Source organism: Nocardia sp. CA-107356, assembly GCF_050946365.1.
GTDB lineage: Bacteria > Actinomycetota > Actinomycetes > Mycobacteriales > Mycobacteriaceae > Nocardia.
This window is the reverse complement of the sequence record NZ_CP191992.1, coordinates 8,964,375-8,989,988: the sequence shown is the minus strand read 5'-3', so window position 1 is coordinate 8,989,988 and position 25,614 is coordinate 8,964,375. Positions and strand designations below refer to the sequence as shown.

19 protein-coding genes are annotated in these 25,614 nt (G+C 67.3%); 8 read left to right on the top strand and 11 right to left on the bottom strand.

All coding sequences use genetic code 11. The annotated features are described in order from the left end of the window. Window positions 1–677: 677 nt before the first annotated feature. The 3 genes from ACQP1G_RS40655 to ACQP1G_RS40645 all read left to right on the top strand — a co-directional run bounded on the left by ACQP1G_RS40655 (window position 678) and on the right by ACQP1G_RS40645 (window position 4,003). Window positions 678–1,382 (top strand): enoyl-CoA hydratase-related protein, encoded by a 705-nt coding sequence (locus ACQP1G_RS40655; RefSeq protein WP_433195190.1) that lies wholly within the window; start codon window positions 678–680, stop codon window positions 1,380–1,382. Window positions 1,383–1,475: 93 nt separating this feature from the next. Beyond that, window positions 1,476–2,747: a M20 family metallopeptidase gene (locus ACQP1G_RS40650; RefSeq protein ID WP_433195188.1), complete on the top strand. Its 1,272-nt coding sequence runs from the start codon at window positions 1,476–1,478 to the stop codon at window positions 2,745–2,747. Window positions 2,748–2,830: 83 nt separating this feature from the next. Then, a complete protein-coding gene (locus ACQP1G_RS40645; protein ID WP_433209245.1) occupies window positions 2,831–4,003 on the top strand; it encodes a M20 family metallopeptidase in 1,173 nt (390 codons plus the stop codon). Window positions 4,004–4,059: 56 nt separating this feature from the next. Here ACQP1G_RS40645 and ACQP1G_RS40640 read toward each other — a convergent pair whose 3' ends face one another. Then, the gene (locus tag ACQP1G_RS40640) at window positions 4,060–4,539 is read right to left on the bottom strand and encodes a gamma-glutamylcyclotransferase (protein ID WP_433195186.1); all 480 of its coding nucleotides are present in this window, start codon (window positions 4,537–4,539) and stop codon (window positions 4,060–4,062) included. Between the two features lie 125 nt (window positions 4,540–4,664). Here ACQP1G_RS40640 and ACQP1G_RS40635 point away from each other — a divergent pair, with 125 nt between their 5' ends. The 4 genes from ACQP1G_RS40635 (at window position 4,665) to ACQP1G_RS40620 (ending at window position 9,888) form a co-directional block, all read left to right on the top strand. After that, on the top strand, window positions 4,665–6,068 hold the full coding sequence (locus ACQP1G_RS40635; protein ID WP_433195184.1) for an NAD(P)H-quinone dehydrogenase: 1,404 nt from the start codon (window positions 4,665–4,667) through the stop codon (window positions 6,066–6,068). 380 nt (window positions 6,069–6,448) lie between these two features. After that, complete coding sequence (locus ACQP1G_RS40630; RefSeq protein ID WP_433195183.1) at window positions 6,449–7,441, top strand: hypothetical protein; 993 nt, start codon at window positions 6,449–6,451, stop codon at window positions 7,439–7,441. Window positions 7,442–7,514: 73 nt separating this feature from the next. Then, window positions 7,515–8,597, top strand: coding sequence for a hypothetical protein (locus tag ACQP1G_RS40625; RefSeq protein WP_433195181.1), 1,083 nt, complete (start codon window positions 7,515–7,517; stop codon window positions 8,595–8,597). Window positions 8,598–8,685: 88 nt separating this feature from the next. Next, entirely contained in the window at window positions 8,686–9,888 is a 1,203-nt protein-coding gene (locus ACQP1G_RS40620) for a PLP-dependent aminotransferase family protein (RefSeq protein WP_433195179.1), read from the top strand. A gap of 99 nt (window positions 9,889–9,987) precedes the next feature. Here ACQP1G_RS40620 and glpK read toward each other — a convergent pair whose 3' ends face one another. Next, complete coding sequence (glpK, locus tag ACQP1G_RS40615; protein ID WP_433195177.1) at window positions 9,988–11,508, bottom strand: glycerol kinase GlpK; 1,521 nt, start codon at window positions 11,506–11,508, stop codon at window positions 9,988–9,990. Window positions 11,509–11,790: 282 nt separating this feature from the next. On the opposite strand from glpK, the gene ACQP1G_RS40610 reads away from it, so the two are divergent. After that, a complete protein-coding gene (locus tag ACQP1G_RS40610) occupies window positions 11,791–13,524 on the top strand; it encodes a glycerol-3-phosphate dehydrogenase/oxidase (RefSeq protein WP_433195175.1) in 1,734 nt (577 codons plus the stop codon). Between the two features lie 3 nt (window positions 13,525–13,527). Here the strand turns inward: ACQP1G_RS40610 and ACQP1G_RS40605 are convergent, their stop codons facing one another. From ACQP1G_RS40605 to ACQP1G_RS40565, 9 genes are all read right to left on the bottom strand, one after another. After that, entirely contained in the window at window positions 13,528–14,799 is a 1,272-nt protein-coding gene (locus tag ACQP1G_RS40605) for a sensor histidine kinase (protein ID WP_433195173.1), read from the bottom strand. Beyond that, window positions 14,796–15,470 carry a response regulator transcription factor gene (locus ACQP1G_RS40600; protein ID WP_433195171.1) on the bottom strand — a complete coding sequence of 225 codons (675 nt, stop codon included), beginning with the start codon at window positions 15,468–15,470 and terminating at the stop codon, window positions 14,796–14,798. The genes ACQP1G_RS40605 and ACQP1G_RS40600 overlap by 4 nt, the downstream gene beginning before the upstream one ends. A gap of 91 nt (window positions 15,471–15,561) precedes the next feature. Continuing rightward, window positions 15,562–15,783: a hypothetical protein gene (locus ACQP1G_RS40595; RefSeq protein ID WP_433195169.1), complete on the bottom strand. Its 222-nt coding sequence runs from the start codon at window positions 15,781–15,783 to the stop codon at window positions 15,562–15,564. Window positions 15,784–15,877: 94 nt separating this feature from the next. Further along, a complete protein-coding gene (locus tag ACQP1G_RS40590; RefSeq protein ID WP_433209242.1) occupies window positions 15,878–16,459 on the bottom strand; it encodes a TetR/AcrR family transcriptional regulator in 582 nt (193 codons plus the stop codon). A 62-nt stretch (window positions 16,460–16,521) separates the two neighbouring features. Then, window positions 16,522–17,886 carry a hydroxysqualene dehydroxylase HpnE gene (gene hpnE, locus ACQP1G_RS40585; protein ID WP_433209240.1) on the bottom strand — a complete coding sequence of 455 codons (1,365 nt, stop codon included), beginning with the start codon at window positions 17,884–17,886 and terminating at the stop codon, window positions 16,522–16,524. A gap of 75 nt (window positions 17,887–17,961) precedes the next feature. Beyond that, window positions 17,962–18,795: an MBL fold metallo-hydrolase gene (locus tag ACQP1G_RS40580; protein WP_433195167.1), complete on the bottom strand. Its 834-nt coding sequence runs from the start codon at window positions 18,793–18,795 to the stop codon at window positions 17,962–17,964. Further along, window positions 18,795–19,361 carry a TetR/AcrR family transcriptional regulator gene (locus ACQP1G_RS40575; protein ID WP_433195165.1) on the bottom strand — a complete coding sequence of 189 codons (567 nt, stop codon included), beginning with the start codon at window positions 19,359–19,361 and terminating at the stop codon, window positions 18,795–18,797. The genes ACQP1G_RS40580 and ACQP1G_RS40575 overlap by 1 nt, the downstream gene beginning before the upstream one ends. Window positions 19,362–19,705: 344 nt before the next feature. Continuing rightward, window positions 19,706–20,512, bottom strand: coding sequence for a DNA-formamidopyrimidine glycosylase family protein (locus ACQP1G_RS40570; protein ID WP_433195163.1), 807 nt, complete (start codon window positions 20,510–20,512; stop codon window positions 19,706–19,708). 122 nt (window positions 20,513–20,634) lie between these two features. Next, a complete protein-coding gene (locus ACQP1G_RS40565) occupies window positions 20,635–25,581 on the bottom strand; it encodes an ATP-dependent helicase (protein WP_433195161.1) in 4,947 nt (1,648 codons plus the stop codon). Between the last annotated feature and the right edge of the window lie 33 nt (window positions 25,582–25,614).

The window sequence follows — 25,614 nt, the reverse complement described above, 5'->3', positions numbered from 1 at the left end:
ACGGGTCGCTGGTAAGACTCGCTCCGTGGTGGTTGCGGGTGTGCGGATCGCTCCGTGTCCGATTTACTGCCGCCCAGCGGCTGGGACATGCGGCTGTGTCGCATGCGCTTCGACGACTCGGCTGAGTCCGATGGCGGCGCTTTCGCGCGGACGCGAGATGGGCTGCGGAGAGGGCGCTCGTAGGATTCGCTCCGCGGTGCTCATCGATGTGTGGATTGTTGCGCGGGAGGGTGCGTCCGCCCCGCGGTCGAGACTTGTATCTGCGGTGTAAATAGTTCGGCGACTCGGCGGAGTTCGATGGCCGCGTCTTCGCGTGGACGCGAGATTGGGTGCGGAGGGGCCGCTCGTACGACTCGCTCCGTGGAGTTGGGAGGGGAGCGCAGCTTGCGGGCTGTTGTCACGGGCCTGCGGTTGCTTGCTCGCCGGGGGACGCGAATGTCGACTCGTAGGACTCGCTGCGGGGTGTTGGCCGGGCAGCGAAGTTCGATGGACGTCGCACTCTGGCGGGCGGAGTGCGACCAGGGCGTGGGTCGTGCAGGTCGCTATAAGACTCCGTCCAGGAAAATTCCAGGGGCAGCGGAACTTGCGGCTGGATGGAAACATGTTGGTCGCTTGACCCGCTGAGGATTAGCTACCCGCGAGTAGGTGTTGGGCTGTGCGCCCGTTACGCTGCACGCATGCCGTATCTGGAACGTGAAGGGGATGTGTTCGTCGTCTACCTCGGGAACGAGGGGCAGAGTGACAGCGAGAACCGTTTCCATCCGGATTGGATCGATGAATTCCACGGGCTGCTGGACCAGGTGGAGGCGTCCGAGGGGCCGGCCGCGCTGGTCACCACGGCGAGCGGGAAGTTCTACAGCAACGGGCTCGATACCGACTGGTTGTTCGGCAATTTGGACAAGATGCACGGCTATCTCGACCGTGTGCACACCATCTATACCCGGCTGCTCGCCTTCCAAATGCCGACGGTGGCGGCGATCAACGGCCATGCCTTCGGTGCTGGTGCGATGCTGGCCACCTCGCACGACTTCCGGGTGATGCGCGCCGACCGCGGCTTCTGGTGCCTGCCCGAGGTGCACCTCGGCATGCCGTTCACCGTCGGTATGAACGCGCTGCTCACCGAGCGACTCACCAACCAGGTCTGCGTACAGGCCATGACCGCGGGACACCGCTTCGCCGCCGACGAGGCCATCACCGCGGGCATTGTCGACGCCAAGGCTGATGCTGACGAGTTGCTGAAGTCCGCGATCGAGCGTGCGGCCGCGCTCGCGGCACATCGCAAGCCGAATCTGCCGGTGATCAAGCGCGCGCTGCACGCCAAGGCGCTCGCCGGTCTCGCGACCCCGACCACGCCGGAGAATCTGGCGTTCGCCGGGGGATAACCTCAGGCTGATCGAAATCCCGAGCGCGCGGTAACGCATTGCGCAGGGGCGCAGGGTGGGCTCGGTCGACCGCGCAGTGCAACACTGTGTGCCATGCCACCACCGCGCAGCGGGCACCCCGAATCGAGCACGGACAACCACGTCGCGCGCGCCGCTGGCGACTGCTCGCCGGTCGGTCGAGGTAGTACGGATTCGGCGGCGTCGGATGCCGCGATCCTGGCCGCGGCGGCCGACCTGATCGCCCTCTCGCATGCGATCCACGCAGAGCCGGAGCTGGCCTTCGAGGAGACCCGCAGCGTCGCCAAGACCATCGCGCCGCTGGCCGCACGCGGCTTCGAGATCGAGACCGGCATCGCCGAACTGCCGACCGCGTTCCGTGCCAGCTACGGATCCGGCGAGCTCACCGTGGGTATCTGCGCGGAGTACGACGCGCTGCCCGAGATCGGGCATGCCTGCGGGCACAACATCATCGCCGCGTCCGCGGTCGGCGCCGGGCTCGGCTTGGCCGAGGTGGCCGATGCGCTCGGCATCACCGTCGTCGTCTTCGGCACGCCCGCCGAGGAGAGTGGCGGCGGCAAGGTGCTGATGCTGGAGCGTGGTGTCTTCGACGATGTCGCGATGGCGATGATGGTGCATCCCGGCCCCTTCGAGATCGTCGACGCGCGTTCGCTGGCGCTGGCGGATCTGTCGGTGGTGTTCCACGGTGTCGAGGCGCATGCGAGCGCCGCGCCGGAATTGGGCCGCAATGCGGGGGACGCGGTGACCGTCGCGCAAGTTGCTCTGGGATTGCTGCGTCAACATATCCGACCCGGACAGCAACTGCACGGTATAGTCAGCGACGGTGGCGTAGCCCCCAACATCGTTCCCGGACGTGCGGAACTGCTGTATTACCTACGGGCAGTCGACTCCGCATCCCTCGACGATCTGATGCGACGAGCGTCGGCTTGTTTCGAGGCGGGTGCGCTGGCGACCGGCTGCACGCACGAAATCCGGACGGTTGCGCCGACATATACCGAGCTAACCCCCGATTCGGCATTACTGTGTGCCTATCGCGAGCAGATTGTCGGCTTGGGCCGGGTGCCGATCGCACCGGAACTCGAGGCGCAGCGACCGCTCGGGAGTACGGACATGGGCAATGTCACCAACGTCATTCCGGGCATCCATCCGGTCATCGGCATTGATGCCGGTGGGGCGGTGACGCATCAGCCCGGCTTCGCCGCGGCGAGTATCAACGCCTCGGCGGATCGCGCGGTAACCGACGGTGCGATCGCGCTTGCGCGTACCGCTATCGCCGTAGCCCGCGATGCAGTACATAGAGACAGGTTGTTGCAACGGCTCGTTCAACGACAGGAGGATATTCGGTGAGCACTACCGGCCGCCCCGCGGCGCGCGCTGCGGGTCCCGAGGCGGCAGCGCGCGTGATCACGGTTGATCCGCGGAGCGCCGCGATGGACATCGCACAGACCGGGCAGGAAGCGGTCGAGTCGTGGCTTGCCGAGCACACCGTCGACCTCGTCCAGTGGCGCCGGCATATCCACGCCAACCCCGAGCTGTCCCGCACCGAATTCGCGACCACCGAGTTCGTCTCGTCTTGGCTCACCAAAGCCGGGTTGACTCCCCAGAAGATGCCCAACGGCACCGGAGTGCTCTGTGACATCGGTCCGGTCGACGCACCGCGGATCGGGCTGCGTGCCGATATGGACGCGCTCCCCCTGCAGGAGTTCACCGGACTCAGCTTCGCTTCGACCGTCCCCGGCGTCTCACATGCCTGTGGACACGACGCGCACACCACGATCCTGCTCGGTACCGCGCTCGCGCTGGCCGATCAGGAGCTGCCGGTCGGCGTGCGGTTCGTCTTCCAGCCCGCCGAAGAGGTGATGCCGGGCGGTGCGATCGATCTGGTCGCCGCGGGTGCGATGGAGGGCGTCGACCGGATCTTCGCGCTGCACTGCGATCCGCGCCTCGAGGTCGGCCGGGTCGGCATCCGGGTCGGCGCGATCACCTCGGCCGCCGACACCATCGAATTGGTACTCGATTCGCCGGGTGGGCACACCTCACGCCCGCATCTGACCAGTGATCTGGTCTATGCCATCGGCACCGTGATCACCGGGCTCCCCGGTCTGCTCAGCCGCCGCATCGACCCGCGCACCAGCACCGTCATGGTGTGGGGTGCGGTCAGCGCTGGCAAGGCGCCCAATGCGATTCCGCAAACCGGCATGCTCACCGGCACCGTCCGCACCGGCGATCACGCGACCTGGTCGCTGCTGGAACCGATGGTGCGCGAGATCGTCGACGGCCTGCTGGCCCCGACCGGTGTGCGCTACCAGTTGAACTACAAGCGCGGTGTGCCGCCGGTGGTCAATGACGAGCAGTCGACCCGGATGTTCGAGGACGCGATCCGGACACTGGGCCCGGACGCCTTGGCCGACACCGTGCAGTCCGGCGGCGGCGAGGATTTCTCCTGGTATCTGGAGGAGGTGCCCGGTGCGATGGCCCGCCTCGGTGTCTGGTCCGGGCACGGCGAGCAGCTGGATCTACACCAGCCGACGTTCGATCTCGATGAGCGCGCGCTCGCGGTCGGGGTCCGGGTGCTCAGCAAAATCGTGCTGAACGCGGGCTGACAGCAAACACTCGTAAGCGGCCGATCCGGTCGGATCGGCCGCTTTTTCGTATCTGCTCAATTGCCGAAGAAGCCGGGGCCGACGTTCTTGCTGTTGCGGGTGCGTAGCGCGTGTACGTATTCCGCTGGCGCGCCGGCCTTTTCGGCCGCATCCGCGATCACCCCGATATACCGCGCCGACGGCAGCCCGCCCTCGTACGCGTCGAGCACGTACAACCAGGCCAGGATCGGGTCCGAGCCACTGCCCGGGCTCGGCGTGACGCGCAGCCTGACCTTGCGGTGGATGCCGAAGTCGGAGCCTTCCCAGCGGTCGAGGCGCTGCTCATCCTCGGGGGAGACGTCGTAGAGCACGACGAACACCCGGGAGCCCGGCTCCTCGACGACGGTCGCCAGCGGGCCCTCCCAGCCGATGTCGTCTCCGCTGAAGGTGAGGCGCCAGCCCTCCAACCAGCCTGTCCCGGACATCGGGGAGTGCGGACAGCGCTCGAGCATCTGGGACGAGTCCATGTTCGACCCGTAGGCGGCGTAGATCGGCACGACGCAAGGGTATCCAATAACCTGCGCGCATCGTCTCTATCCCGGCGAGATGACCGTGTGTTCGCCAGCTAACGTTGCTTACCGGCACCGGAGATCCCGGTCGAACAGCTCGAGCGGAGGTATCCATGACCCGCATAGCGATCATCGGTGGCGGACCGGCCGGTTACGAAGCGGCATTGGTGGCAGCCCAACACGGGGCCACGGTCACCCTGATCGACTGCGACGGCATCGGTGGCGCGTGCGTCCTGTGGGACTGCGTGCCGTCCAAGACGTTTATCGCATCGACCGGCGTGCGCACCGATCTGCGTCGCGCCCGTGACCTGGGCATTACCCTCGACCCGAGTCAGGCGCAGATCGAATTGGGCGAAGTGAACGCGCGCGTGAAGGCACTCGCGCTCGCCCAGTCCTCCGATATCCGATCCAAGGTCCAGGCCGCCGGAGTGTCGGTGCTGACCGGACGCGCAGAGCTCAGTGATCCGGCCACCGGGATGGCTGCGCATCGCGTCCGCGCGCTGTTGGCCGATGGCACCGAGGAGACCATCGAGGCCGAAGTAGTGTTGATCGCCACTGGTGCGAGCCCGCGCGTGTTGCCGGGCGCCGAACCCGATGGCGAGCGCATCCTGAACTGGCGGCAGCTCTACGACCTGGAAGAACTGCCGCAGACCCTGGTCGTGGTCGGCTCCGGCGTGACCGGCGCCGAATTCGTCTCCGCCTACACCGAGATGGGCGTGCGGGTGAAGTTGGTCTCGAGCCGCGACCGCGTACTGCCCGGCGAGGACGCCGACGCCGCACTCGTACTCGAGGACGCCCTCGCCGAACGCGGTGTCGAACTGGTCAAACATGCGCGCGCCGATGCGGTGGAGCGCACCGCCGAGGGCATCGTGGTCAAGCTTTCCGACGGCCGCACCGTCAGCGGCACGCATGCGCTGATGACCGTCGGCTCGATCCCGAATACCAATGACCTCGGACTGGAGCGGGTCGGCATCGAACTCGATCGCGGCGGCTATCTGCGGGTGGACCGGGTGTCGCGTACTTCGGTGCCCGGCATCTACGCGGCGGGCGACTGCACCGGTCTGCTGCCGCTGGCCTCGGTGGCCGCGATGCAGGGCCGCATCGCGATGTACCACGCGCTGGGTGAGGGCGTCAGCCCGATCCGGCTGAAGACGGTCGCCTCGGCGGTCTTCACCCGACCGGAGATCGCGACCGTCGGCGTGAGCCAGACCGCCATTGATAACGGCGAGGTGCCCGCGCGCACGGTGATGCTGCCGCTGAACACCAATCCGCGGGCCAAGATGTCGGGCCTGCGAAGGGGTTTCGTCAAGATCTTCTGCCGCCCCGCGACCGGTGTGGTCATCGGTGGTGTGGTCGTCGCCCCGATCGCCTCGGAGCTCATCCTGCCGATCGCCCTCGCGGTACAGAACAATCTGACCGTGAACGATCTCGCCCAGACATTCTCGGTATACCCGTCGCTCACCGGCTCGGTCACCGAGGCTGCGCGCCTGCTCATGCGCCACGACGACCTGGACTGAAAGGGTCTGTGTCGGATTTGCGGGGCCGCGAACGCCGCTCGTAAGACTTGCTCCGTTGGGTCGTCTACCGTTCGATTCCGCGGTCGATCGTGGCTGCCCCCAGACTTATTGTCTTGGCTGGACTTTCACCGCGTTGCCAGTCCGGCCCGCATGTGGTTCACTTCCCGCAGAGAAGCGATCGGCGGGCGATCGCGTGGGTTCTGTGTGGGGGGATCGATCCTTTCCAAACGGGAACGGCGAACGGCCGCACGGTCGTTCGCCGGGCCCGGTTGTGGGCCATGCGTCTCACCAGGGATATCTGTGTGTGGCCGGTCAGGTGGCACACGGGAAAGGGATTGCGAAAAGTGAAACATCGTAAGCCGAGTCGGGCGCAGCGAGCGATGGCGAGCACATCGTTGCCACTGGCCACCGCGGCGGCCGTGGCCACTCTCTTCGCGGCACCGGCGGGGGCAGTTCCGGATCAGCCGAGTACACCGACCACCCCGGCACCGGCACCGGCCGATCCGGGTACGACGGCGCCGACGGATCAGGGCCAGCCGGAGACCACCAAGCCGGATCCCGGTAAGCCGGAGACCAAGCCGTCGCCGAGTCAGCCGACGCCGAGCCAGCCGGGTGTCACGACGCCGGATCCGAACCAGGTGATGCCGAATCCGCCGAAGGATCCGAAGCTGTCCGCGCCGACCCAGCCGGGTGTCACCACCCCGCGCGTCGCGCCGTTGCCGGTTCCCGGTCAGACCGGACCCGCGCTCCCCGCGGTCGTACCGGAGACGGCTCCCGGCGACACGCCGAAGCCCGCACAGCCCGGTACCACCGCGCCGGGCGCGGTCACTCCGACCGATCCGAATGCCAGGACGGCGCAGCAGCCGGAGACCGACACGCTGGTGCAGCAGCCGCGTTGGGAGGCTCCGCGTTTCCAGCAGGCCCCGGCCGCACCGGTCGTCGAGATGGACGGTCCGCACCAGGAGATCGGCGCCAATATCGACGGTGGCACCCTGGCGCCCGGTTTCGTGGCCAACACCCACCACTTCAACAACGCCGCCGGCTACGTCGGCACCGTCGGGTACCACACCCCGACCGGGCAGGGCGAGGCCGGTGTCTCGGTCGAATACGTCACTGCCAACACCGTCAAGGTGACCACCTACACCGGTGGTGAAGGCCTGGCAGATAACAAGACCGAGGTGATCCTCGACACCACGCAGGCGAATATGGCCAAGGCCGCTGTCGAGCACTGGATTCGGGAACAGCCGGGTGGCGTGGCTGCGCTCGAGGCCGCCGCGCAAGTTAAACTTCCGGTGCCGCCAGGCGAACTGGCTCCGCAAACGGTCAACGTCGCCGGGGTCACCACCCAGTGGGGTGGGTCACTCCAGTACTGACACGAGCTGATTCGACGGGTGGGGCGGTCGTTCGCGACCGCCCCACACGTGTGTCCTGGGGAAAGGATTTGGTGTGGGCTCCGAGGGTGATGGCAGGAACAACGAATCCGACCAGTCCGGGTCGGAGTTCGGTCCTCCGTTGGACGATTTCGGCCCGCCGGTCTCCGAATTCGGGCCGCCGGTGGGCGAATTCGGTCCGCCGACGGGTGGGCAGGTTCGACCGCAGTGGTCGGTGCCCGAGCCTGCTGCCGATCATCCCGAGCTGATCTGGCGTCCCGCCGACGAACCGCCGACGGTGCCGCCGCCACCCCCGCAGTACCGCGCGCCGGATACGACGGTATTCGGCGATGCGCCGCCGCCGCCCGCGCGACAGCCGGAGCCGCAGCCAACGCGACAGCCGGAGCCGCAGCCAACGCGACAGCCGGAGCCGCCGGTCGAACCCGATCCCACCGAGGCAACTGTCCGGCACGCAACGCCGCCGCAGCGCGATACCTGGTGGAACAGCCCGACCGAGGCCGGTGGTGTACCGGCACCGCCGCCCGAGCGGCCCGGCCTGTCCTGGGCCGATGATCCGATCGCCAAACGCCTTGCACCGAAGCTGATCTCCGACACCATCACCGCGACCCCGGCCCGCTCCGGTTCGCGCGGCCGGTGGATCGCGCTCGGTGTGCTCGCCGCGGTCGTGGTGGTCCTCGCGCTGGTGGTGACCTTTGTCGCGGTCAGCCGCGACGACAACAGCAGCCCGAAGGCTGCGCCACCACCGCCGAGCACCTCCGCCGCGCTGAGCTGCCCGGCCAGTAGAGACGGCAAGGTGACCCGCGGCAACGGCCAGGGCGATACCTCGAGCGGTGCCGGCGCGATCCTCGGCTTCCAGTACGAGTTCTATGTCGGCCGCAATGGCGAGCGGGCCAGGAAGTACGTCGCATCGGACGCGGAGAACGTGTCGACCGCCGAGATCATCCAGCAGGCCATCAACGAGCAGATCCCGGTCGGCACCACGCATTGCCTGCGGATTGCCGAGGTCGCCACCGACACCTTCGAGGTGGATCTGACCGAGCATCGTCCCGACGGCACGACCAATGTGTATCGGCAGACCGTCACCACGGTGAACCGGGACGGCAAGACCGTCCTCTTCGCGATCAAGGAACGCATCTGACGCTTGCTCTCAGGTCATGGGATGAATATTTCACATCTTGGTCGGGATGTGGGACAGTGGGGTTTCGCGTACCCCTCGGAGGTTTCCCATGTCGCCGACCAATCCACCGCTCGCGGCCAAGCTGGGCGGACTGAAGAGCTCGGCGATCCGTGATCTGCTGACGCTGACCACACGCGCCGAGGTGATCGGTCTGGCGGGCGGGCTGCCCGATGCCGAGCTGATGCCGCGAGAACGGCTCGCCGCCGCGGCCGAGGCCGCCCTGCGTAGTTCCGCGGTGCTGCAGTACACCGAGTCGCCAGGGTGGGCGCCGCTGCGCGATGTGCTGCGGCAGCGCGAGTCGGCGAAGCTGGGCCGTGCGGTCGAGCTCGGCGAGGTGTTCGTGACTCATGGTTCGCAGCAGGCGCTTTCGCTGCTCGCCGAGGTGCTGCTCGATCCGGGCGCGCTGGTCATTGTCGAGGATCCAGCGTATGTCGGTGCGCTGCAGGTGTTCCGGGCGGCCGGGGCGCGAATTGTGGCCGTGCCCTTGGATGCCGATGGCATGCGGGTGGATGTGCTGAAGGAGTTGCTGGCACGCGGTGAACGTCCGGCGGTCGTGCACACCGTGAGCAACTTCCACAACCCGGGCGGTGTCACGATGAGTTCGCCGCGTCGTCGCGAGTTGGCCGAACTGGCCGACGCGTACGGCTTCTGGGTGATCGAGGACGACCCATACGGTGAGCTCTGGTTCGACCAGCCCGCACCTGAGCCGGTGGCGACATACTCCCGCAACGTGATTCGACTCTCCAGCGCCTCGAAGATCCTCTCGCCCGCGCTGCGGGTCGGCTGGTTGGTGGCCCAGGACCAGGTCTGTCGCGCGGTCGAATTGCTGAAACAGGGTGCGGACCTGTGCGGTTCGGCGCTGACCCACCAGATCGCAGCCGAGCTGCTCGCCGACGAACCGTGGCTCACCGGCCACGTCGATACCGTCCGCACTGCCTACGGCGACCGCGCCAAGGCGCTGGTGCATGCCGTTCGCGCCCGCTTCGGCGAGCGCGTCACCTGCACCGACGCCACCGGTGGCATGTTCGTGTGGGCCGATTTCACCGATGACACCGACACCGATCGCCTGCTGCCGCGCGCCCTCGACCATGGCGTCGCCTTCGTTCCGGGCTCGGCCTTCGCCGTCGACACCGATTACAGCCACTCGATGCGCATGTGCTTCACGACGTTCGACCCGTCGACACTGGAAGAGGCCGTCGACCGGATGGCCAGAGCCGCTGAACAGCTGAGAGCTACTCAGCGCAACAACTGATTTCGTGAGTACATGGGTAACTCGTCGGTTGCGACCGGAAGCCGCTGCGGCACTGTATCGTCGGTCCGCGTCGCCACTTTCCGCGCGCCCGACGATCTGCTAAAGATCCGGGGAGGCGGGGGAGCCCACCCAGTTGTAGGTTCGCTCCACGGCCTTGTTCCAAGCGGCGAGGTGATCTTCGCGGTCCGTCGCCGACATCGCGGGTTGCCAGGTCTTATCCGCGGCCCAGTTGGCCCGGATGTCGTCGGTGCTCTCCCACAGCCCGACGGCCAGCCCGGCCGCATAGGCCGCACCGAGCGCGGTGGTTTCGTTGACGACCGGGCGGACCACCGGGACGTCGAGAATGTCGGATTGGAACTGCATGAGCAGATCGTTGCCGACCATGCCGCCGTCGACCTTGAGGGTGGTCAGTTCCAGTCGCAGCTGTTGTGATTCGGCGTCGGCGCGCATCGCGTCCATCACCTCACGCGTCTGAAATGCGGTGGACTCCAACACCGCTCGCGCCAGATGCCCCTTGTTGACGAAGCGGGTGAGGCCAGCGATCACGCCGCGGGCATCCGGGCGCCAGCGGGGCGCGAAGAGGCCGGAGAACGCGGGGACGATATAGGCGCCGCCATTGTCCTCGACGCTGCGGGCAAGCGGCTCGATGGCGTCGGCGGTGGAAATGATGCCGAGATTGTCCCGGAACCATTGCACCAGTGAGCCGGTCACCGCGATGGACCCCTCCAGCGCGTATACCGCCGCCTCACCGTTGAGCTGGTAGCAGACCGTGGTGAGCAGGCCGTGCTTGCTGAATACCGGTGTGGTCCCGGTGTTGAGGAGCATGAAATTGCCGGTGCCATAGGTGTTCTTGGCCTCGCCGGGGGATAAGCACGCCTGGCCGAAGGTTGCCGCCTGCTGGTCGCCGAGGATGCCTGCGACGGGTATGCCCGCCAGCGGGCCGGAGCTGATCTCCGCGTAGATCTGCGACGAGCTGCGGATCTCGGGCAGCATCGACTGCGGCACCCCGAATTCCGCGCAGATCCGCGGATCCCATTGCAGCGTACGAAGATCCATCAGCATGGTGCGCGACGCATTGGTCACGTCGGTGATGTGCTGCCCGGTGAGATTCCACAGCACCCAGCTGTCGATGGTGCCGAAACACAGCTCGCCCGCCTCGGCGCGCGCCCGCGCGCCCTCGACATTGTCGAGGATCCAGCGCAGTTTCGGCCCGGCGAAGTAGGTGGACAGTGGTAGACCGGTGCGGTCCTGGTAGCGCGTCGCGCCGAAGTCGCCGCCCAGTTCGGTCACCAGACGGTCGGTGCGGGTGTCCTGCCAGACGATCGCATTGTGAATCGGCGTGCCGCTGGCACGATCCCACACCACCGTCGTCTCGCGCTGATTGGTGACCCCGACGGCATTGATCTCGTCGGCGGCGATACCCGCACTCCGCAGCACCTCGCCGAGTACGAATTCGGTATTGCGCCAAATGGTTTCCGGATCGTGTTCGACCCAACCCGGCCGCGGGAAGATCTGCTCGTGCTCGCGTTGCGCGACACCGACGACGCGGCCTCGCCGGTCGAAGATGATGCAGCGACTCGAGGTCGTGCCCTGATCAATGGCGGCCACATAGCGACGCATTCGTGCAGGCTACTAAAAGCATCGGGGCCCGAGTAGGAAACAGCCGACCGCGCCGCGCATCACATCGCCACCCGCAGGTCGCTGGACTAGTGTTGGGGTTGGTTACCGGCGAGTAGTGCTGGTCGTCGGCCTCGGCGACACGGCTTCGGTCCCGATACGGGATCCCGGCCTACTCCCTTAGCCTGTACAACAGAACACCGCCAGTACCGAGCAGCTCGAGCGAGTGCCCGAAAGACCACGAACGCCGTCTACACCCCGACGCGTCGGCTGGAGGAGTCGAGCATGAACAAGAAACCGGAATCGCAGTTTCTCGGTCCCGAGCAGCGCGCGACGGCGTGGGAGCGTTTCGGCAAGGACCACTTCGACGTGGTCGTCGTCGGTGGCGGCGTGGTCGGCTCCGGCATCGCGCTCGACGCCGCGACCCGTGGTCTCGAGGTTGCGCTGGTCGAGGCGCGTGATCTCGCCTCCGGTACCTCCAGCCGGTCCTCGAAGATGTTCCACGGCGGTCTGCGGTACCTGGAGCAGTTGGAATTCGGGCTGGTACGCGAGGCCTTGCGGGAGCGTGAACTCGCATTGTCCACCCTCGCGCCGCATCTGGTGAAACCGCTGCGGTTCCTCTACCCGCTGACCCATCGCGGCTGGGAGCGCCCGTACGTGGCCGCCGGACTGGTGCTCTACGACACCATGGGCGGCGCGAAATCCCTTCCCGGCCAACATCATCTATCCCGCCACGGTGCCCTGCGGCTGGCTCCCGGCCTGCGCCCCGACTCGCTGATCGGCGGTGTCAGCTACTACGACACCGTCGTCGACGACGCCCGTCACACCATGACCGTCGCCCGCACCGCCGCGCACTACGGCGCGGTGATCCGCACTTCCACCCAGGTCGTCGGGTTCCTGCGCGAGGCCGACCGGTTCGTCGGGGTGAAGGTGCGCGACTGTGAGGACGGCAGCACCGGCGAGATCCGCGCCCATGTGGTGATCAATGCGACCGGCGTCTGGACCGACGAGGTGCAGGCGCTTTCGCACAATCGCGGCCGCTTCCATGTGCGCGCCTCCAAGGGCGTGCATATCGTGGTGCCGCGCGACCGGATTGTCAGCGATGCCGCGATCATCCTGCGCACCGCCACCTCGGTGCTGTTCGTGATTCCGTGGGGCGCGCACTGGATCATCGGCACCACCGATACCGACTGGAATCTGGATCTGGCCCATCCGGCGGCGACCAAGGCCGATATCGATTATCTGCTGGACCGGGTCAACCAGGTACTGGTCACGCCGCTCACCCCCGGTGATATCGACGGCGTCTACGCGGGTCTGCGGCCTTTGCTCGCGGGCGAAGACGATTCGACGTCGAAGCTGTCGCGTGAGCATGCGGTCGCCCGGGTCGCACCGGGTCTGGTCGGCATCGCGGGCGGCAAGTACACCACCTACCGGGTGATGGCCTACGACGCGGTAGACGAAGCGGCCCAGGACATTCCGGCGCGCGTGTCGCCATCCATCACCGAAAAGGTTCCGCTGCTCGGTGCCGAAGGCTATTTCGCGCTGGTCAATCAGATGGTGCGGCTGGCCGAGGTGTACGGCGTGCACCCGTACCGGATCAAGCATCTGCTCGATCGCTATGGTTCGCTCATCGACGAGGTAATGGCCATCGCCGATGGCAAACCCGAACTGCTGCAACCAATTATGGACGCGCCGTCATATCTGCAGGTGGAGGCCGTCTACGCGGCCGCGGCGGAGGGCGCGCTGCACCTCGAGGACATTTTGGCCCGCCGGACCAGGATCTCCATCGAATATTCGCACCGCGGCGCCAACTGCGCCGAGCAGGTGGCCCGGCTGATCGCGCCGATACTCGGCTGGGACGACGACGAAATCGACCGGGAGGTAACGACTTACCAGGCCCGGGTCCAGGCCGAGATTCATTCCCAGACCCAGCCGGATGACGAATCGGCCGACGCCCTGCGCGTTGTGGCCCCGGAACCGCGCCCGCAGATCCTGGAACCGGTCCCGTTGGACACCTGAGGATTACCCAACCGGCGGTGGCGGCAGCACGATCGATGCGATGGTGCCGCCACCGGCGGCCGGTTCCATTGTCGCGGTGCCGCCGTGCAATTCGGCGATCCACGCAACCAGCGCCAGTCCGATTCCGCTACCGCGCCCCGCGGTCACCCCGCGCTCGAACGGATTGCTCGATAGTTGTGGGGTCAACCCCGCGCCATGGTCGCGCACGCTGACGCGGCCGTCGGCCACATGCACCTCAACGGGCGCACCACGATTGACCGCGCCGTGGGTGATCGCGTTCTCGATGAGATTGCGCACCGCCAGGCTCAGCAGATTCGGATCGCCGACCACCACACTGGGTTCGGCATGCAGCACGATATTGGCCTTCGGAAACTCCTCGACCACCGATTCGGTGAGCTGATCCAGCAGTAACTGCACCTTCTCCATGGTGGTGACGCCCGCCTGCATCCGGGCGCGCGCCAACAGCCCGGCAACGATCCGCTCCATCCGGGCGCCCAGCGCCCTTGCATCGATCAGCGCCCGCTCGACCTCGTGCGGATTGCGGCGGCGCGGCGCGGTGACCAACCCGAGAGTCGTGAGCGGCGTTCGCAATTCGTGCGCGGCGTCGCCGAGGAAGCGCTCCTGCTCTTCGAGCATCACGATGGCCTGGCGCATGCTCCGACCCGAGAGCAGATGTCCGGCCACCGCGGACAGCACGACCAGCGTGAGTCCGCCGACGATAAGCGCCCAGATCAGCAGGGCCCGATCACGATCGAACGTACCGGGATTCGTGCCCGCGATGACGACCGCCTTGGTCTTGGAGTCCTCCCAGGTGATCACGGTCGCCGCGATCCGGACCGGGCGACCGGCGCCGTCGTATCCGTCGCGGAAGACGGTTTCACCGGCCAGGTCGGCGTCATCGGCCAATCCGGCGACGCCATCGTCCTTGGGCAGCCAGGAGCGCAGATGCGCGAAGCTCTCCTGCCACTTGCCATCGCCCGGCGCGCTGAGCACCAGCACCGCCACCTCGCCATTGGCGAGTGCGTCGTTCTCGAGCTGGCTCACGTCGAGGGTTTCCTCGCCCTCGGGCAGGTTGACGGCACGGAAGAGCCCGCTCACCACCCGATCGAGGGAATCATCGACGGCGGCCGCGCGCGAACGGGCGTCGATGGTCGCCGCGACAATGCCGAGAATGATCAGACAGGTCGCGGTGATCGCGGTGATCAGCGCGGTGAGCTGCCAGCGGGTGCGGCGGAGCCTGGCCACGGCGGGGCGCGCATCCGCCGTGGAAATCAAGGTGCGAATGGGTCACTCCCGATCATGAAGCCGGTGCCGCGCACGGTCTCGATGACCGGCGGCGCGCCGAGCTTGCGGCGCAGTTGCGCGATGACGGCGTCGACGACATTCGATGCGGGTTCGGCCATTTCATCCCAGCAGCATTCGATGAGTTCCGAGCGCGAGACGACGCTGCCAGCCCGGGCGGCGAGTAGTTCGAGGACGGCGAATTCCTTCGGGGTCAGCGAGCGCAGGATGCCCGCGCGCTGCACCCGTCGGCGCGGCAGATCGATGTCGATATCGCCGAGCACGATCCGGGCCGGTGCCGGATGCTCGCGCCGCCGCGACAGCGCACGGACCCGCGCCGCGAGTTCGGGCAGCGCAAAGGGTTTGACGAGGTAGTCGTCGGCGCCGTTGTCGAATCCGGCGATGCGATCGGCCAGTCCGTCGCGGGCGGTGAGCATCAGGACCGGGACCCGCTGGCCCCTGGCCCGATGCGCCGAGACCAGCTGCAGGCCGTCACCGTCGGGTAGACCACGATCGACGACGAGGACGTCATAAACGTTGACGGAGATCTTGAAATCGGCATCCGCGAGGTTTGGTGCGAGGTCGACCGCGAAACCGGCCGATCGCAGTCCCGCGGCGACTTCATTGCCAAGACCTTCATCGTCCTCGATCACCAGCACCCGCACGAGGTCAGAGAATAAGGCATTTCAGACCTTGTGCGCAGGCGGGTGTCCGAGTGGCCGACCCCCTGCCGGCCACTCGGTCCGCATCCGGTGCTCAGTAGGTGTACAGATCCCAGCCGTCGGCGACCTCGCGGCACTCCCATTGGGTGCCACCGGTTTTCGCCGAATTCCCGTCGGCGGCGCAGGCATCGTAGGTCGCGTAGTTGCCGATGAAGGGGGTGTGCATCGGGGTCGGTGCGGCCGAGGCGGCACCGGCGCCCGCGGCGACGGCGCCGAGGGCGAACATTCCGGCGGCGATCGCGGAGCGGATCTTCATGGTGTTTTCCTCTCGTTCTCGCGGGTTGTTCCCGCGGTGGAACAAGAAAACCAATGCGTCCATGAGAATTTCGTGATGTGGATGAAACCGCAGTTCAGTGCGTATCTTTCGGTGCCTCGACCTGCGTCGCCCATGACACGAGGGATCGAATGTAGCGCAGCACCAGTTCGTCCGGGTATTGCTGTGGATCGGCCAGGTGCAGCCGGGACAGCTCCTCCAATGCCGCGAGCAGGATGCGCTCGGTCGCGCCGTCCGGATCGACGGTGACCCCGGCGTAGCGCGACAGATGCCGTGCGCCGATCGCCCGCGCATAGGCTCGGCCCAGCTCGAGCCGGTCGCGCAGATCGGGCGGTCCGCCGTCGGGTGGGCTGAGGATGATCCGCCAACTGGTCGGCGCGGTGCGCAGATAGGCGAGGATGCCGTGGCCGACCTGATCGACGTCGTCCTCGGTGCCGGTCCAATCGACACTGCCGATGCCAGCAAGCGCGATCGCCGATTCCCGATCCACCAGGGCGGTCATCAGTCCGGACAGATCGGTGAACTGCTGATATATCAGGGCCCTCGCGACCTGCGCCTCGCGCGCGACCCGGTCGATGCTGACCGCGCTGAAGCCGTCGGCGGCGACGATATCGCGCGTCACGTCGAGTAGCTGTGCGCGTCGGTCGGCCGCGGACATGCGGCGCTTGGGCGTGGGACATGGCTTCGCGCTGGGGTGCTCGGACCTCGAGCGCTCCGTGGTCACGGCATCGACGGTAGCGCAAGCAACAGATCGACCGCCCTGGCAGCGCTCTGCACCGCGCTTTCCATGGTGGCCGACCAGTCGGTCGCGGTCCAGTCGCCGGCCAGCACCAGCGTCGGCACCGAGGTGCGCTGGTCCGGGCGCAGGCCGTGTGTGCCGAGCACCTGGGAGAAGGTCGCCTTGGGCATCCGAACCACGTGTCCCTGAATGACTTTCGCGGTGTGCGCGGCCGGGTAGTAACGGCGCAGCAGCCGCATCTGCTCGTCGAGGATCTCCTCGTTGGTCTTGTGGATCTGTTCGTACGCGCCACTGGTGGTCAGGCAGTACAGCCAGGCCTGGTCGGTGCTGCGGCCGGTCATCAACTGCCGATCGAAGACCTCGTCGATGATGCCGGTGCCGCCGATCAGCGCCTCGAATTCGGCCTCGGTACCGAGCGGACGGTCCAGGTAGAGGTTGGTGCTGACGATCGGCGTGTATCCCAATTTGTCTGCGGCAGCGTAGATTTCGGCATGTTCTGGCAGTTCGTCGAGCAGGCCGCCGATATTCGAATTGGGGACCGCGCAAACGACGACATCGGCGGGAACTACCGAGCCGTCGGCGAGCGTCACCCCCGTCACCGCGCCATCGCTGATGTGGATCCGGCGGGCCACCGCGCGGTGGCGGACCTCGACCCCGTAGGTGTCGAAAACCTTTCGGGCCCCGGTGATGTAGAGCGTATCGAGGTCGGTGGTCGGGTAGCCGATGGTCACCGGCGTGCGGTGCTCGAGCCCGAGCCGGATGCCGGTGGCCAGCACATCGGCGAGGATCTTCGCCGACTCCTGCTGCACCGGCTCGGCCGCGACGCCGAGAGCGAGCCAGTCCCACAACGCTTCTCGCGCGCTGGCCGGCATGCCGAGCCGGTTGAACCACTGTTCGGTGGTGAGGTCGGCCAGGTCGGCGGGCTGGTGCAGGCACTGCCAGCCCAGTCGTATGGTGGCTCGGGCGGCGCGCAGCCGGTCGAGCAAGCTCGCGTCGGGATGCGCGTCGAACAGGGTGCGCCACGCGCCCCAGCCCTTCGTCGACATGCTCGCGCTGCGTCCGTCCGGCCAGCGCAGCGTCGCGCGCTGCGGGAACGCCACGTATTGCCGGGTGCCGACGCTGGTCAGATAGCGGAACAGGTAGTCGTAGCCGCTGGCGATCACATGTTGGCCGTTATCGGGTAGGTCGTCGGCTGCCTCGACCTTCATCGCATGCGTGCGGCCGCCGAGTCTGCCGCGGCGTTCCAATAGGGTGACCTGCTTGCCCGCCTCGGCCAACCAGACCGCGGACGCGAGTCCGGCCAGGCCGCCACCGATGACCACGTACCGCCGCGAATCGTTCACGATGCACTCCCTGCAATTAACTTACATTCCGCAAGTTAATTGAGAGTGCTTGGGCCGTCAAGGGTTTGGAAATGTCGGCTACACGGCGACCTGCTCCAGGGCGTGGAATTCGACCGAACTGTGCGCGGAGAACACCGTGACCTCATCGCCGTGGTCGCGCATGAGTTCGCGCAGGCGCTCCTGATTCTCGACGCGGGCGGCCGGGATTGTCTGCACACGCTTCTCGAACATCGCTGTCCCGAGTGGTTGTCGCGGCCGGACCGGGTCGAGGACGCCCTGATGAAAGTAGGAGTCGCCCGCCGACAGCAGCCAGCCGTCTCCGGTGTCGACGGCCACGCCGGTATGACCGCGCGTATGTCCGGCGAGCGGGACGAGCAGGATTTCCGGTGGCAGCCCGGTCAATTCACGCACCGCGTCGAAACCGAACCAGCTGTCGCCGGTATCCGCGTACGACTCCCAGCGTGGACCGTGCCGGAACTGGGGTTCCTTGTAGCGCAGGCGTTCTTCCTGTGTGTGACCGCCCTGCAGGGCGCGCAGTTCTTCGGCATGTACGTGCACCCGCGCATGCGGGAAGTCGGCGAGACCGCCCGCGTGGTCGAGATCGAGATGGGTGAGCACGATATCGCGGACATCCTCGCGTCGGTAACCCAGCGCTTCGATCTGGTGCACCGCGGTCTGGGCGAGGTCGAGGACGGGGTTGTTGAGCCGGAGGAAGCGGCGGCCGAGCCATTCCTGCGGCCGGTGCACCGCCTGCTCGCCGATGCCGCTCTCCACCAGGACGAGTCCGGCATCGAGTTCGATGAGCAGGCAGTGGCAGACCAGTTCGGCGCGGCGGAAGATGCCGCCGGTGCCGTCGACGAGTCGTCCGCCGAGTGGGCGCATGGTGCCGCAATTGAGGTGGTGCACTCGCATCAGGAAAGCTCCCGTTCGAAGGTGGTACGCAGATGGGCGGCGACCGCCCGTAGTGGGGCGATATCGCGTTGGGTCTTGGCGAGTAGCAGGGCGCCTTCGATCATGGCGAGGGCGACGGTGGACAATTCGGTGGCGCGCGGCGCGTCGATTCCCTTGTCCCGCAGGAACTTTTCGATCGTGGCCCGCCATGATTCGAAACCGGTGGCGCATGCCTGCCTGATCGGTTCGCTCTCGCGTCCCGCGTCGAGTGCGATGGTCGCGATCGGGCAGCCGCGTTCGAAGTCGGAATCGACGAGCAGTGCGGTGAGGGCGTCGAAGACGGTATTGATATCGCCGCCCTTGGCGAGGATCGCGTCGAGTTGGTCGCGTAGTCGACTGCTCGACTGGGCGAGGGCCTCGGCGGCGAGCTGTTCCTTACCGCCGGGGAAATGAAAATACAGCGAACCCTTGGGTGCGCCGCCCGCGCTGACGAGTTGATTCAAGCCGGTGGCGTGGTAGCCCTGGGTGTGGAAGAGGTCGGCCGCGGCATCAATGAAGCGTTGGCGCGAGTCGGTGCGAGGTGCCACCTGCCTTACGGTACGTGAACTAAGACGACCGGTCTAGTGAGTGGTGGAAATTGACGCACTGTCGATGTGGTGGGCGGTGCCGGTTCCGGCGTGCTCGAGTCGCCGACGGGTGAAAATGCGTGCAGGAGCAGATAACTGAAAACCGCGATGGCGGTGATGGCGAGCAGGGCGGTCAACAGTCGACCGGCAATCGCCACTAGGCGGCGTGTGCCCGTGCCCATTGCTAACACTCTTACCAGCTCCTACCTGCTTGTCCGCGCTCCAGAGTGCTAGTCGTTGAAATGTGGACAAGTGTTAGCAACTGAATGGCAAATGGATCTGCTGCTAGTGCGCGACGGTGCGATTCAGGCGGGTTCGGGCTGGCAGCGCGGGCAGAAATAGATGCCACGTTCGCGCTGGGTGATGCGGTCGGACTGGGTGATTCGGACGGTTCTGCCGGGCTGCGGCTCGGTCTCGCCGAGCAGGTGGACGACCATGCGGGTGCCACAACGCTGGCACGGGCGACGAGCCCGACCGTAGGCCAGTGGCCGCCATGGCGGTTCGGTGGCGGCCTTGGTGAGCACCCGATGCGCCTCGTGCACCAGTGCGAGCAGGTCGGGGACATCGCCGACCGGGGTAGCCGGGTGGACGCGGCGCAGGAAACAGATTTCGCTGCGGTAGATATTGCCGATGCCAGCGAGATTGCGCTGGTCGAGCAGGGCAAGGCCGATCGGCTGGGCCGGATACCGTGCCAACCGCCGCACCGCTTCGGTCACATCCCAGTTGTCGCCGAGCAGATCCGGACCGAGATGGTCGGTGGCGGTGTGTTCGTCCGCGCGCCGCAGCACCTGCACGGTGCCGAGCGAAAAGCCCACCGCCTCGGTGTCGTCGGTGCCCAGCACCAGCCGCGCGGTGACCGGTGGTCGCGTCCAGCGCTCACCGGTGCAGTAGGTCCGCCACTCGCCCTCCATCTTGAGGTGGGTGTGCACGCTGACCTCGTCGGTTCTGATGAACAGATGTTTGCCATAGCTGGCGACACCCTCGACCCGCTGTCCGACCAGATCGACGGTGGCATAGCGTGGTACTCGGAAATCGCTGCGGGTCAGCGTCTTTCCATCCAACGCTAGCCGCAGCCGGGCCGCAGTAAGGAATACGGTGTCGCCTTCAGGCATGGCTCGACCATAGGCCGGTCGGGATCGATCGGATCATCGTCGGCTCCGTGCGAGTCCGCTCGTGGTCGCGCTGGGTCCTGCTTCGCCGCGGAGTTCGGGCCGTGCGGTGGTCCCGGGTCGGGTCACGGTTTGCTCCGCAATCGAAGGCCCCGTGGCGTCGTGGAGAATCCTGCCTCGGTGAGGAAACCGGCGAAGGTGTTGCCGTGCACCGTTTCTCCGTCGACGCGGTCGATCACCAGTGAGTCGACGCGGCGGTCGCGTACCAGATCCGCCAGGGCGGCGGCCGCGGCTTGGCGCGTATTCGGGTCCTCGGTGAAGGTGAGCAGGGTTTTGCCGCCCCGCTCCAGGTACAGCGTGAGTTCGCCGTCGATGAGCACGACTATCGCGCCCGCCTTGCGGCCTGGGCGGTGGCCAGCGCCCTCGGATGGACCCTTCGGCCAGGGCAGCGCCGCACCGTAGGGGTTCGCGGGATCACTCGCGGCCAAGGCGAGTGCGGTGCTTCGACGCTGCCCGCTGCTGCCCTGGCGTGCGCGGTCGGTATCGAAGGAGCGCAGTCGGTCCACCACATCGGTGGTGGAGAACTGCGCGCCGCCCAGCGAGTCGACGAAATAGCCACGGCGGCACCGGCCGCGATCCTCGAATTCGGTGAGTACGCGGTACATCAGCGCGAATCCGCCCGGTACGCCCTCGTTCTGTACCGAGCCGCGGGTCAGCACGCCATATCGCTCGAGCAGGGTGTCGGCGGTCGCATGGGCGCGCAGGGTGTTGTCGGCCACCCGCTCCGGCAGTAGCGACCAGCGGCCCGCGACCGCGGGCGGTCCGGACCTGGTCGGCATGGTCGGCCGTGGGAGATAAGCCCGTCCGCGCGGTGCGCGCCGGGGCGTGCGATGGGCGGTTGTGGTCCGCGCGGTACCAGAGAGCAGCGCACGCACGGGTGCGAACGTGTCACCGGAGACCACGCCGGCCCACACGAGCTCCCACAGTGCGGCCGCGACCTGGGTGTCGTCGAGCAGTCCGGTGGCGTCGGCGAGCTGTCGGAAGAAGTACGCGCCGCCGCCGTGCAGGACAGGGGGAAGTCGCAGTGGTGAACCTTGGCCCGCCGCGCCGTCGACGGACTTCGAGCGGCCCAGCGACGTTGAAATCCCCGGTGCCGCCGAAACGTCGGGTGCCGCCTCATCATCCAGCGATACGACCTGGCCGGGGTCCGACCCCGGCACGCTGAGCTGTGCCTGCGCACCGGAATCTATCGGGGGCCCTGGGGCAAACGATGCGCCCAACGCGCTGAGCAGGCGCAGGTGCACCTCGGACAGCTCGATCTCGTCGGCGGGTGTCAGGGTGAAGGGTGCCTGATCGGCCAGGTGTAGTGCGATCCAGCCGTCCTTCGCGGTGATGGCGCCGTGCCCGGACCAGATGACCTCGCCGGTGGCCATCAGTTCGTCCAGCATGGCGGGGGAGTAGTCGCGGACCCGGGCGGGCAGGACGAGCGACTCCCATGCGGAGGCGGGAATCGGCACTCCCGCAAGCTGTTCCACTACGGCCGCCACCCCGTCGACACCGCGCAGTTCACCGGTGCCGATATGCTGCCAGGACGGCAGGAAGCGGCCGAAGGCGGCGGTGGCGACCGGCTCCACCTCGTGCCGGGCGGCCGCGAGCGAGCGGCGGCGCAACCGGCGCAGCACTTGGGCGTCACACCACTCCGAGCCGCTGGCGGCGGGTGTGAATTCGCCTTCTACCACGCGTTTTTCGGCCACCAGCCGATGCAGTGCGGTCGCGGCGACCGCGGTACCGAGGCCGAAACGAGCGGCCACCACCTCGGTGTTGAACGGTCCGTGGGTGCGGGCATAGCGCCCGATCAGATCGCCGAGTGGGTCGGCAACCGGTTCGATGAATGCGGCCGGGGTGCCGATCGGGAGTGGTACGCCGAGCGCATCGCGCAGGCGCGCGGCATCCTCCACCGCGACCCACCAAGTTCGACCGGCGAAGGTAACCTCCAATGCGCGCTTGGCTTTCGTCAAGCTGGCGAACCACTCGCTCGGGTCACCATGCTCTGCGCCAGCGATATCCGCGGTCGTGCCCGGCTGGTCATCGTCGAGCGGAACAGCGGTGCGCTGCGCCGCGCCGCCGCACCTCAGCTCGGCTTCCTCGGCGGTGAGCGGCCCGAGCAGCCGCAACAGATCGGCCAGTCCCTCCGCATCCCGCGCCAGACGTTCGGGGGTGAGCCGCTGCAACTCCCGCTCGGTCTGCTCGATAACGCTGGCGTCCAACAGTTCTCGCAGCTCGACCCGCCCGAGCAGTTCGGCGAGCAGACTCGAATCGAGTGATAGCGCGGCGGCCCGGCGTTCGGCCAGCGGACTGTCACCGTCGTACATGAACTGCCCGATGTAGTCGAACAGCAGGGAATTGGCGAAGGGGGATGGTGTCGCGGTCTCCACCTCGACCAGCCGCACCTGGCGCCGCGCCACCCGCCCGAGCAGATCCCGCAGTGACGGCAGATCGTAGACGTCGCGCAGACATTCGCGTACCGTCTCCAACAGGATCGGAAAGTCCGGGAACTTCCGCGCCACGTCGAGCAGCTGCGCCGACCGTTGCCGCTGCTGCCACAACGGCGCGCGCTTACCGGGATCACGCCGCGGCAGTAGTAGCGCCCGCGCCGCGCACTCCCGGAACCGCGATGCGAACAGGGCCGACCCGCCGACCTGCTCGGTGACGATCTCGTCGATCTCATCGGGTTCGAAGACGAATAGCTCGGCACCGGGCGGATCGTCGGTGGTATCGGGCAGCCGCACCACAATGCCGTCATCGGAGGCGTTCGGCGCCACATCCACCCCGAACCGCTCGCGTAGCCGCGCCCCGATCGCCAATGCCAACGGCGCGTGCACCGGCAGCCCGTACGGCGAATGCAATACCAGCCGCCAGTCGCCGAGTTCGTCACGGAACCGCTCGACGATCAGTGTCTTATCGGTGGGCAATTGGCCGGTGGCGGTGCGCTGTTCGTCGAGTAGCGCCACCAGGTTCGCGGTGGCATTGTCGTCGAGGCCCGCACCGCGTACGAGCTTCTCGGTTACCGGGTCGGTGGACATCGCCGGGGCGCGTTTCTTTCCGTCGGTCCTGGTTCCGAGATCCGAACCCGGATCGGACTCCCTGCGTCGCGGCGACTGCGCACCGGCCTTGCGAATGAATTCGCCGAGGGCGGCACCGAGTTCGGCGGGGCGGCCGAGTCCGTCGCCGTGCCAGAACGGCAAACGTCCCGGCTGCCCGAACGCCGGTGTGACCAGCACCCGGTCGAAGGTGATCTCCTCGATGCGCCAGCTGGTCGCGCCGAGGGCGAAGACATCGCCCACCCGCGACTCGTACACCATCTCCTCGTCGAGTTCACCTACCCGCGAGGCCTTTTCGCCGACCATGTAGACCGCGAACAGACCACGGTCCGGGATCGCACCACCGGAGGTCACCGCCAGTCGTTGCGCCCCCGGCCGGCCGGTGAGCGTGCCCGCATCACGGTCCCACACCAGCCGGGGCCGAAGCTCGGCGAACTCGTCCGACGGATAGCGACCGGCGAGCAGATCGAGCACCGACTCGTACGCCGACCGGGGCAGCGAGGCGTAACTGCCGGTGCCGCGCACGGTTTCGAACCACGCGTCGACATCGATCGGCTCGAGCGCGCACGCGGCGACGGTCTGCTGGGCCAGGATGTCCAAGGGATGCGCCGGGATCTGCAGCGCCTCGATCTGCCCCGCCGTCATCCGCTGCGAGGCGACCGCGCAGTGGATGACATCGGTGCGATGCTTCGGGAAAAGCACCCCGCGCGAGATCTCACCGACCTGGTGTCCGGCCCGCCCGACCCGCTGCAGTCCGCTGGCCACCGACGGCGGCGCCTCGACTTGCACCACCAAATCCACTGCGCCCATATCGATTCCGAGTTCGAGACTGCTGGTGGCCACCACACAGCGCAGCCGCCCGATCTTGAGATCGTCCTCGATGATCGCCCGCTGCTCCTTGCTCACCGAACCGTGGTGTGCACGGGCCAGCAGCGGTTCGGCGCCGTGGGTCACTTCGGTGGACGCACCCAATTGCGCGGGGGGTTTGTGCCCGCCGCGAGGGTCGGGCCCGGAGGAGGTGGCTTGCGTCACCACGGAGGGCCCCGCGCGCGGCGTATCGGACACAGTGTCGACGGCATCGCCCAGCCGCGCCGCGTAGGCCTCGTTGAGCCGCGCGGTCAGCCGCTCGGCGAGCCTGCGCGAGTTCGCGAAGACGATCGATGATCGGTGCTCCAGCACCAGATCCACGATCGCCTCGTCCACCTGCGGCCAGATCGACCCCGGCTGATCGGAGTCGCCCGGTTCGGTCATATCCGCGATCGGTACCCGCACAGACAAGTCGAAGGTCTTCGGAGCGGGCGGCGAGACAATGGTGATCGGCGCATTCCCCACCAGGAATCGGCCGACCTCCTCGGGCGGCCGCACCGTCGCCGAGAGCCCGATTCGCTGGGCAGGCCGCTCGGTCAGTAGATCCAACCGGGCCAGCGACAGCGCCAGATGCGCACCGCGCTTGCCACCCGCGATGGCGTGCACCTCGTCCACGATGACCGTGCCGACATCGCGCAGCGTCTCCTTGGCCGCCGAGGTGAGCATGAGGAATAGCGATTCCGGTGTGGTGATCAGAATGTCGGGCGGCGTGCGCTGCATCGATCGCCGATCCGCTGCACTGGTATCGCCGGAGCGGACACCGACGGTGATCGCGGGCGGATCCAGTCCCAGCCGTTTGGCGGTCTGGGTGACTCCGACCAGCGGCGCCCGCAGGTTCCGCTCGACATCCACCGCCAAGGCCTTGAGCGGCGAGACGTAGAGCACCGAGGTGCCGCGCGCCGCCTTTCCCTCCGGTTTCCCCCTGGTCGCGAGCTGATCGATGGCCCACAAAAAGGCCGACAGCGTCTTACCCGAACCGGTGGGCGCGACGACCAATGTGTGCTCACCTGCGGCGATGGCCTTCCACGCACCCAGCTGAGCGGCCGTTGGCGCGGGAAAGGCGCCGTCGAACCATTCCTGGGTCGCGGTGGAGAACTGAGCCATAGCATCAGTGTGCACCCACCCACTGACACCGAA